This window comes from Sphaerochaeta sp. S2 (assembly GCF_016406725.1).
In the GTDB taxonomy this organism is placed as follows: Bacteria; Spirochaetota; Spirochaetia; order Sphaerochaetales; family Sphaerochaetaceae; genus Sphaerochaeta.
In genome coordinates, this window is the sequence record NZ_JAEKNT010000519.1 from 21,298 (window position 1) to 30,871 (window position 9,574).

12 protein-coding genes and 1 pseudogene are annotated in these 9,574 nt (G+C 46.4%); 5 read left to right on the forward strand and 8 right to left on the reverse strand.

The features are described 5' to 3' along the window. Positions 1-7: 7 nt before the first annotated feature. The 5 genes from JF818_RS15215 (at position 8) to JF818_RS15235 (ending at position 4,885) form a co-directional block, all read left to right on the forward strand. A complete protein-coding gene (locus JF818_RS15215) occupies positions 8-613 on the forward strand; it encodes a chromate transporter (RefSeq protein ID WP_198892874.1) in 606 nt (201 codons plus the stop codon). Next, positions 610-1,173 (forward strand): chromate transporter, encoded by a 564-nt coding sequence (locus tag JF818_RS15220; RefSeq protein ID WP_198892876.1) that lies wholly within the window; start codon positions 610-612, stop codon positions 1,171-1,173. The genes JF818_RS15215 and JF818_RS15220 overlap by 4 nt, the downstream gene beginning before the upstream one ends. Positions 1,174-1,237: 64 nt before the next feature. Then, positions 1,238-3,007 (forward strand): glycoside hydrolase family 2 protein, encoded by a 1,770-nt coding sequence (locus tag JF818_RS15225; protein WP_198892878.1) that lies wholly within the window; start codon positions 1,238-1,240, stop codon positions 3,005-3,007. Positions 3,008-3,015: 8 nt separating this feature from the next. Beyond that, positions 3,016-4,275, forward strand: coding sequence for a 3-oxo-tetronate kinase (otnK, locus tag JF818_RS15230; protein ID WP_198892880.1), 1,260 nt, complete (start codon positions 3,016-3,018; stop codon positions 4,273-4,275). After that, the gene (locus JF818_RS15235) at positions 4,268-4,885 is read left to right on the forward strand and encodes an aldolase (protein WP_198892882.1); all 618 of its coding nucleotides are present in this window, start codon (positions 4,268-4,270) and stop codon (positions 4,883-4,885) included. The genes otnK and JF818_RS15235 overlap by 8 nt, the downstream gene beginning before the upstream one ends. A gap of 86 nt (positions 4,886-4,971) precedes the next feature. Here JF818_RS15235 and JF818_RS16740 read toward each other — a convergent pair whose 3' ends face one another. The 8 genes and pseudogenes from JF818_RS16740 to JF818_RS15270 all read right to left on the reverse strand — a co-directional run. Continuing rightward, the gene (locus JF818_RS16740; protein WP_370570353.1) at positions 4,972-5,178 is read right to left on the reverse strand and encodes a hypothetical protein; all 207 of its coding nucleotides are present in this window, start codon (positions 5,176-5,178) and stop codon (positions 4,972-4,974) included. Beyond that, entirely contained in the window at positions 5,114-5,287 is a 174-nt protein-coding gene (locus JF818_RS15240) for a Txe/YoeB family addiction module toxin (protein ID WP_370570352.1), read from the reverse strand. The genes JF818_RS16740 and JF818_RS15240 overlap by 65 nt, the downstream gene beginning before the upstream one ends. Continuing rightward, positions 5,280-5,543 carry a type II toxin-antitoxin system RelB/DinJ family antitoxin gene (locus JF818_RS15245; protein ID WP_198892884.1) on the reverse strand — a complete coding sequence of 88 codons (264 nt, stop codon included), beginning with the start codon at positions 5,541-5,543 and terminating at the stop codon, positions 5,280-5,282. Before JF818_RS15245 ends, JF818_RS15240 begins: the two co-directional genes overlap by 8 nt. Before the next feature lie 390 nt (positions 5,544-5,933). Beyond that, a complete protein-coding gene (locus JF818_RS15250; protein WP_198892886.1) occupies positions 5,934-6,437 on the reverse strand; it encodes an HD domain-containing protein in 504 nt (167 codons plus the stop codon). Between the two features lie 52 nt (positions 6,438-6,489). Continuing rightward, positions 6,490-7,248: a glutamine amidotransferase gene (locus JF818_RS15255; RefSeq protein WP_198892888.1), complete on the reverse strand. Its 759-nt coding sequence runs from the start codon at positions 7,246-7,248 to the stop codon at positions 6,490-6,492. Beyond that, the gene (locus JF818_RS15260; protein ID WP_233067964.1) at positions 7,245-8,306 is read right to left on the reverse strand and encodes an ABC transporter permease; all 1,062 of its coding nucleotides are present in this window, start codon (positions 8,304-8,306) and stop codon (positions 7,245-7,247) included. Before JF818_RS15260 ends, JF818_RS15255 begins: the two co-directional genes overlap by 4 nt. Next, positions 8,303-9,340, reverse strand: coding sequence for an ABC transporter permease (locus tag JF818_RS15265; protein WP_198892890.1), 1,038 nt, complete (start codon positions 9,338-9,340; stop codon positions 8,303-8,305). The genes JF818_RS15260 and JF818_RS15265 overlap by 4 nt, the downstream gene beginning before the upstream one ends. Before the next feature lie 12 nt (positions 9,341-9,352). After that, a pseudogene (locus JF818_RS15270) lies at positions 9,353-9,574 on the reverse strand (sugar ABC transporter ATP-binding protein); the annotation flags it as partial.

A 9,574-nucleotide genomic window follows, 5' to 3' on the forward strand; every position in this document is an offset into this window, starting at 1 on the left:
AGGAGAGATGGCTGAGGCGCTGATTCGTGAGCATAAGAAGAGACCAGAGATCAATCTGAAATTCTTCTTTAAACTCTTTTGGACAACATTCTCCCTGAGTCTGTTCACCTTTGGTGGTGGTTTTGTCATCATCAGTCTAATGCGTAAGAAGATGGTGGTAAAACTCGGCTGGATTAACGATGAAGAGATGCTCGATTTCATCACTATCGCCCAGTCTTCCCCTGGTCCCATTGCTGTCAACGGTTCCCTGATGGTGGGGTATCATCTAGCTGGTGTGCCTGGGGCGTTGGTTGCTACCTTGGGGACCATCCTTCCTCCCATGATGATTCTTACTCTGGTCAGCCTTGGCTACAAGGCCGTGCAGGATAACCTTTGGATTGCTGCAGCCTTTCATGGAATGCGGGCAGTTGTTGCGGCCATTGTCCTGCAGGTCACCTGGGCCTTGTTCAGGCCATTGCTGAAGAAGAAGCAATTGCTCCCAATCCTCCTCTTTGTCCTGAGTTTCAGTGCATTGTTTATCTTCAAGGTAAACATCATGCTGGTAATGGTAAGCATCGTAGCCTTCTCGATCATCCAGAGCTTAATCCTGCTCCAGAAGGAGAAGAAGCTATGAGTATACTCCTTACGCTCTTCTTCAGCTTTTTCCAGATAGGTTTGTTCAGCATTGGTGGCGGGTATGCAGCCATGCCTCTTATCCAAGCACAGACTGTCGACATTCATGGGTGGTTGACCGCAACGGAATTTGCTGACTTGGTAACAATCGCTGAGATGACCCCCGGTCCCATTGCCATCAACTCTGCAACGTTTGTAGGAATGAAGGTTGCAGGAATTGCCGGCGTCGTGATGGCTACCCTTGGAAATATCCTACCATCGGTCATCATTATGTTGCTGCTCGCACATCTCTACGCAAAGTATCGGGAACAGACGCTGCTCAAACGTGTGCTCGAAGGGGTACGTCCGGTAGTAGTTGCCGCCATCTTTACCGCTGGACTTTCCTTGTTGCAGCTTGCGATAGGGCACATGGGTCAGGTTGACCTCTTCGCACTTATCGTATTTATTCTTGCCTTCGTCTGTTTGAACAGTCGAAAAATCCCTTTGGGACCCATTGCCTTACTCATTTTAGGTGCCATTAGTGGTATCGGGTACGCTGTGGTAACACACGCACTTCCCTAAGCGTTCTTCCTTTTTTTGCTTCTGCTGTGTGGTATAGTATGAGCAGCAAGAAAGGGGGAAGGTGATGGCGAAGGCAGATATTTTCGATCATGATATCCACACAGTGGATTACCGAAGTGAGTATGAGGCGTTACGTATTGATAGCGGCACGTTGCTTGGAATTGAAGGAAGGCAAGTCGAATCGCTCAACGGTCCCTACCACTTCACCGTTGACCCGTATGAAACTTGCCTAAGAGCTCATTGGTTCCAAGAACGTACGGTAAGTGAAGACGGACGTCCACTGCCTGTTGATTTTGATTTTGATGCATGGCCGGTGGTCCCTGTCCCCAGCAGTTGGAACACAGAGAGAGATGACCTGTACTATTATGAGGGGCTTGGCTTATATGCAAGAACCTTCTCCTACTTACCAGAGAATGAGGATGAGCGGGTATTCCTACACTTTGAAGGCAGTGCGTACCGAACCTATGTATTCCTCAATGGGGAGCATAGGGGAATGCACGATGGCGGCTCTACGCCATTCTCTGTCGAGGTAACCGATGCCCTGAAAAGAGAGAACCGACTGATTATCGCAGTCGATGCCTCCAGAAGCCCAAACCGCGTTCCGATGGATAACACCGACTGGTTCAATTATGGAGGTATTTACCGGGATGTAATGCTGGTGAGAACTCCAAAGAATTTCATCAAATCATTCCAGAGCCAGTTTGTCCCGGGTACCCTCGAGAAGGTATTTGCATCGTTGACAATGGATGCTCCAATAGATGGGACTGCTGTCTATATGATTGAGGAACTGGGGGTGGAGCAGGAGATTCCCATCAAACAGGGGAAGGGGTATGTCACCTTCCCTGTAGATCTTGTTCCTTGGTCCCCCGAGAAACCGAAGCTTTATACGGTCAAGGTGAGATATGGTGAAGACCAGCTGATTGATTCCATTGGGTTTCGGGATATTCGTGTGGATGGCCTAAAAATCCTCTTGAACAACCAAGAAATCTTCTTGAAAGGTGTGAGTGTCCATGAGGACCACATTACCTTGGGAAAGACGACGAATGAAGATGTAATCCGTGCAACTATTGCCGATTTGAAAGAGATGCATGGTAATTTTCTCCGTCTTGCCCACTATCCTCACACCCGGTTGTTTGCCAGGATTGCCGATGAATTGGGGGTTCTCCTTTGGGAAGAGATCCCGGTATATTGGGCGATCAACTTCTCCAATAGAGAGACCTACGCCGATGCTGAAAACCAACTTTCCGAGTTGATCCTGAGGGATTATAATCGTGCGAGTGTGATTATCTGGTCGGTAGGTAATGAGAACCCTGATACCGATGAAAGACTCTCCTTCATGACCTCACTGGTACAGAAGGCAAGAGAGACGGACGCCACACGGCTTGTCAGTGCAGCCTGTATGGTCAATAAGACCAAGCTCAAGCTGGAGGACCGCCTGATGCATCAGTTGGATATTATTGGAAACAACGAGTATTACGGATGGTATGAGCCCAACTTCTCCGATTTCTTGGCCATTCTAAACAATACAGACATTATGAAACCCTTCATCATAACTGAGTTTGGAGGAGGGGCCAGAGCTGGGTATCATGGGACCAAAGATACCATGTGGAGTGAGGAATTTCAGGAAGCATTGTATGAGAAGCAGTTTGCCACTCTCGAGAAAACCCCCTATGTAAGGGGAACAACGCCTTGGATATTCTACGATTTCAGGGCTGTCAGGAGATTGAACCGATATCAGGAAGGGTTCAATAGAAAGGGCTTGATCGACAGTGACAGGAAGCGTAGAAAATTGGCATACTATGTCACGCAACGGTACTATAAGAATAAGATGTGAGAGGTTGTATGAAACTAGGAGTTATTGCAGACGATTTTACCGGGGCTGTGGATATTGCCGGCTTCTTGGTATCTGGAGGCATGAGAACACTTATGTGTGCCAAGCCTGTTGCTACAGGGCAACTTCCCGAGACTGATGCGATTGTCATGAGCCTGAAGATAAGGAGCATTCCCTCCTCTGAAGCAGTAGAGGAGGCTCTCTCAGCACTTGCTTTCCTACAGGAAGCTGGTTGCGACCGCTTCTACTATAAATACTGCTCAACCTTTGATTCAACCGAGAAAGGAAACATCGGTCCCATCAGCGATGCCCTAAGGGCTGCGCTTGGGCTTTCCAGCACACTTATCTGTCCTGCGCTTCCAATCAATGGAAGAACCGTGTACCACGGTTACCTGTTTGTAGGTGACCAACTGCTTAGTGATTCTCCCATGCGTCATCATCCACTCAATCCAATGAGGATGTCGAAACTCGCCGATCTGCTTGCGATGCAGAGTCCATCTTGCAATGGCCATGTGTATTATGATGTGGTCAGGAAAGGGGCTACAGCAGTAAAAAATCGAATTGATACACTTGAAAAGGATGGGGTGAACAACATTATCGTCGATGTCATCAACGATGAGGACTTAACTACGATAGCCAAGGCAACCGAGGATATGCTTCTTGTCACTGGAGGCTCTGGCTTGGCCCAGGGTATTGCTACAGTGAGGGCTGAATCCCTTGGAGAGAGAGGTATAGCGAAGCCTGCGTTCCTTCCTAAGAGGACAAATGCAGTGGTTATCGCTGGTTCCTGTTCAGCGATGATGCAAAAGCAAGTTGCCTACTATAAAGAGAAGGTAGAGAGTTTCAGTATTGATGAACAAGCTTGTGTGGACGATCCCTCTTATCCTGAGACGCTTGCCAAGTGGGCACTTGCCCACCAGGGAAGCACGCTTGCTCCCATGGTCTTTGCAACGCGCTCACCAGAGGAACTGCAGCATAACCGGGAGCGGTTCAAGGGAGTGGATCTAGCGGGAATCATCGAGCAGGTATTTGGAAGAATGACAGCTATACTCGCACAAGAAGGAGTCGAGACCTTTATTGTTGGAGGGGGAGAGACCAGCGGGGTGGTTGCCTCCACCTTGGGAGTTGATGCCTACCTCATCGGGGAGCAGATAGACCCAGGTGTTTCTTGGGTGCAGTCCTTGGACAGGAAGTTCCAACTGGTTTTAAAGAGCGGGAACTTTGGTTCTGAATCCTTTCTAGAGACAGCCCAGGAGTGTTATGATGAATGAAATTGAGATGAAACGTGAGTTGGTCTCCTTCGCCTCAAGCCTCTACCAACGAGGATTTGTCGTGGGAAGTGCAGGAAATATCTCTGTAAAACTTCCTGATGGTACCTACCTTGCCACTCCCACCGGCTCCTCCTTTGGGATTTTGGATGAAACGGAGGTGTCTCACTTCAAGGAAGATGGGACACTGCTTGGAGGAAAGGCTCCTACCAAGGAGGTACCGTTCCATCTAGCTTGTTATGCTGCTCATAGCGAGATCCGAGCGGTGGTTCATCTGCATTCCACCTATGCAACCTTGCTTGCCAGCACCAAGGACCTCAAGGATGGCAGTCCATTTACCCCCTTTACTCCATATTTTGTCATGAAGGTGAACAAGGTTGGGATACTTCCCTACAGAAGGCCTGGTTCTCCTCTTATTGCAGAAGATATCCGATCCAAACCTGGGTTCTCTACCTACCTTATGCAGAACCATGGGTTGATCACCACAGGGAAGACGCTTCAGGAAGCAGTATTTGCTGCTGAGGAGTTCGAAGAGAGTGCTAAACTCTGGTATCTGGGACAGGGATTGGATATCAGAAGATTGAGTGAAGAAGAGATGGCAGAACTGCAATAGCAGCCAAGGTATCTGTACTCATAGCAAACTACAGGTGAATTGCAGCTAGAGAGACATACACGATTTGAATTCTTTGCAGAGCTCCTTTATGGATGATACGGTGCTTTCTCGCGGCTTCGTTGAAAGAGTGACAACCGTTCATTTATCCCGGTAATGTGATCCACATTGAACGATTCGAATGATATCCCCATCGATACGATAAACCAAGCGATTGCAATCATCGATCCTTCAGCTCCAATATGGAGCGAGGTTTCCCGATAACCGCTCAGGTTTACCGATTCCCTTGTAACCATTCCTGTCAATATCTCTAAGAAGTGCCAAAATTCGTTTTAACGTCTTCTTATCCTGCTTTGTCCAGTACTCGAAATCCTGCCAAGCATCGTCTGACCAAGCCTTAATCACTTACATCCACCTCGTGGATTGTGCCGCCGCTGGACTCCATCTGGGCAATAGATTTTCTTAGCCTTGCCATGTTTCGCTCACTGTAGAATGGATCGACAGCAACCTCAAAGGGTATGCGTTTTTCTCTTGCTACTTTGGTAGCAAAAATGGTGAAGGCTGCAGAAGGAGTCAAACCAAGTTCTTGGCAGGCTTTCTCAAAGTTGGTTTTCAACTCTGCATCCATGCGAAAGTTAATATTAACGGTCGAACGTTCCATATGTTACTCCTCTTTCTCTATATAGTAATTTATATATGTAATGACAATGTCATTAAATTGCATTACATATTAAGTGCCTCGTCGAATTATGATTTGGGGGGTATACGATTAATAGATTGGTAGAGGTTCTTTCCTTATCTCCGGGCGTTCATCACTATCAGGGGCTCTACGGCTTTGCAGTTATCATAGAAGATACAGTATTAGTGAAATTTGAATCAGGTCATTGCAATCAAGCAACCGGCGATAAGAAGAGAGCGGATAGGTCGTCTCACGGGAGGCCTCCAAGAGGGGTTTTTTGTTCTAATAGAACAAGTATGTCAGTATGATAAGTCACCTTTCTTTTATAACGCAAGGCAAAATTGCTCTGATTAATGGAAGTAATTAAGATTCCTATACCCCAAACATCTCCCCACAGAATTGCTTGCCTGACTTTGTCTTAAAAATCTCCTCATATACCTCTCTAATTGCTTCAATGCTTGTTTTCTTCTCTTGGAGATTTACCAGGAAGTCACTTTCAACGAGGATCTGGTAGTCGATTCCTTCAATATTTGTGTAGGTGTGGTGATGTCCCACCAAGAACGCAACTCTTTCAATCATTGACGTTGGAAATGATAGTTTAGTCAGGAGATCTCTAGAGAGAGGAGGTCCTTCCTTCTCTTGTAAATCGCCTCTGCTACTCCCATATTTTTCCAGGGACTCCTTTATACCGATATCATGCACAAGTGCGGCTACTTCCAAGGTTGCTAATGTTTCCTCTTCAAGACCTTCAAGTAAGCCAATCGTCCTGGCATAGTCGTGGACCTTGGTTAGGTGAGCAATACGTTCTGGATTACCCCTTTCATAGGTGAACATCTGTTCATGGAGCAGGGCGATGAGGTGGCTGGTATTTTGCATGATAATAGCTTCCTTAAGGTATTAGATTACAACTTCCTATGAAGTCATTCTATCATTGTTTTGCAAGCCAATGCATCGCATTTTGCCACAGCAGCTGATAACCTTCCCATTCGACAAAATCCTGAGGACACCAGTGTGGCCCGATATCAGACATCCACACCAATGATCGTCCTTTCCCATACTCCATTGTAGCGAGAAGAGGATGTCCGTAGCCAGTTCGTAGGATGAGATGAGCATCCTTTTTCAGGGGTGCCTCTTGATATCCCAAGAGGATAGGCCACTGGTTTGGAATGTTTTTTATAATTGGATGTTCAGGGTCAAGAACCTCTATGGTTGCGCCCTCGGGTGTCTCAACGCGGTCGTCGAAGGTGTAAATATCTACAGGTAGCACCTCTTCAATCGGTGTCCTGAAGTACTTGGCAGAAGCTTGAATACCTGCAAAAGAGAGATACCCTCCACACATGCATAGTGCTCCACCATTTTTTACCCACTCCCTGATCAGTTGAAGACGATTTACCGAAGTCTTGCCTTCGACGAATACACGTCGACTTAACAGAAGTGAATTTGCCCCAATGTCACTAAGGATTACCACATCATATTTTGATAATTCTTCAATACTGGAAGGGAATTCTTCTCCAGCAAGATGACCGGCAAGATGCGTGTATTCAATCTCCCTATCCGCTTCCAGGGATTTTCTCATATGCTCTTGCCCGGTTTCATAGATACCGGAACTGAAGTGGTCGAATCCTTTGTGGTGAGAACTCTCAGAAAACCAGGATTCACCAACTAACATGACTTTGATAGGTTTCATTTGGCAGTCTCCTTCTGCAGAGTAGGTTGAGTGGGTTCTCGGAAAATCACTTTCTTGTGTTCAGTGAAGTAATTCATGACCATTACCAGGATAAGAACACCACCCCAGATGAGCGAAATATAGTAGCTACTGATTCTTGGGAAGCGGTTGAGACCAGTTTCGAGAAGACGTAACAAGATAATTGCTAAAACAACCCCACTGATTCGTCCTCGGCCTCCATAAGGGTTTACCCCTCCCAGTACAACAATCAAGACACATTGCAAGGTATACACTGTCCCATAGTCAGCTCTTGCAGAGTTATAGTTGGCAAGCATTATCATTCCACCAAGTGCCGCACAAATGCCTGAGAGCATATACGTTTTCATGTACAGCCTATCAATATGTAGTCCACTGAATTTGGCAACATTTTCATTGGTTCCCAACATGTAAATCTTTGTTCCAAAGACGGTCTTTGAAATGAGAAACCAGATAAGGGCTGCCATCACGATAAAAATGATCAGTTGCACTGGAATCAGATCGAAGAGACGATTGTTGATGGTCTTTGCGTATGTGCGAGAAAACTTGCTTACAGCATTTCCATTCGTCATTGCCAGACAAATACCAGTGAACAACTCCCCAGATCCCATTGTGGCAAGTATTGGAGGAATATGGAATTTTGAAACAAGCAATCCATTGAATAAGCCTAGGGATCCTCCAATGAGAATTCCCAGAATAAAAACCAAGGGAATGGCGAAAGCTGGAAGCCCTCCAGCAGCGTCTGTAAGCCGAAGGAGAAGGAACCCCATAAGGATGGAAGTGAGGTTGGCCGTTCCAACAACCGATAAGTCAATACCTCCAGTAATCATGCAAAGCATGACCCCCAAGCTCATGATACCAAACTCTGGGAACTGGGCAGCCATTGTCTGAAAATTAATCATGGAGTAGAACTTGCTGAAACGAGTAATTGCCATGAACAACAGCCAGACGACAATCATCAAGATCAATCGCCAGAGATGTCGGTCATTTCGGTACATTTGCTGGAAACGTTGCATTGGCTGTATTCTTTCCTGGGTCATCATGCAGCCTCCTTGCTCTTCACTCTTTTGCTGCGAACTTTATTCATGTGCATAACCTGGTAAGCACTGACCCCAGTGCCTATGATGATCAGGGCACCTGTGAAAACACTCTTGTACGAAGTTGGTATTCCAAGCAGAATCATGGAATTTTCCACAATGACAATAAGCAAGGTACCAAGCATACATCCAAGCAGGGTACCGCGCCCTCCCGTAATGGCTGTGCCTCCCAGGACTACGCCTGCAATGATGTTCATTTCCATACCGAGCATATTGGTTGGGTGTGCTTGTTGCATCATGCAAACCCTGATAACACCGGCAAGGCTGGCGATCATTCCTACCATTATGTACATAACCACTTTTGTCCGCACTACGTTGAAGCCTGCTCGGTGGGCACTGACCTCACTTCCTCCAATCGCATAAATTCCTCGGCCAAACATGGTATATTTCAACAGGAAGAAGACAAAGAGCAGTACAATAACAAAGGCAATGAAGGTAACGGGCATACGGCTGGTCAATCCAGAAACAGGATTACGCGCTGTAAAGAGTGCAGAGGTGCCCCAGTCTCGCATTCCTGAAGGGATGATGGTCAACTGTCTGGAATTCAATGCCCCTTGCATAATTCCTTTGAATACACTCGAGGAACCGAGCGTTACAATAAGGGCAGGAAGCTTGAAATATCCGATGAACAACCCATTAAAAGCCCCAAGTAAGGCCCCAATGGCGAGAGCCATCAAGATTGCTACCCAAACACCCCCCTCGTAATTAGTGTCCAACAGATATTTTGTTGTTGCATAGACGCTTAAAGAAGCTAGAGCCGGAAAAGAAACATCGATACCTCCAGATATAATTACCAGAAAAGTACCAATTGCAAACAAGCCAGGGACAATCAGCGCTGATGCAATGTCAACAAGATTGTTGGAAGAGAAAAATTGCCCAGATCGGAATTCTATCAACAAGCATAGCGCCAGAAGCACCAGGAATATATAGGGTTCATTCCGACGAGAGAGTTTCTTAAGTAACGTACGTGTTGTATCCACCGTAATGCCTCCCTACAACATATGTGACAAAATCAGCTTCTCATCAGTCTTCTCTGCTGAGAGCTCTGTAACAATCCTTCCATTCTTCATGACCAGAATACGGGAGCAATTTTCTATCACTTCAGGTAGATCGTCACTGAAAATGATGATGCCAATCCCTTTCTTTGCCAAATCCTGGAGAATCCCATGGATATCATGTTTTGATCCAATATCAAATTGTCTTTTATACACATT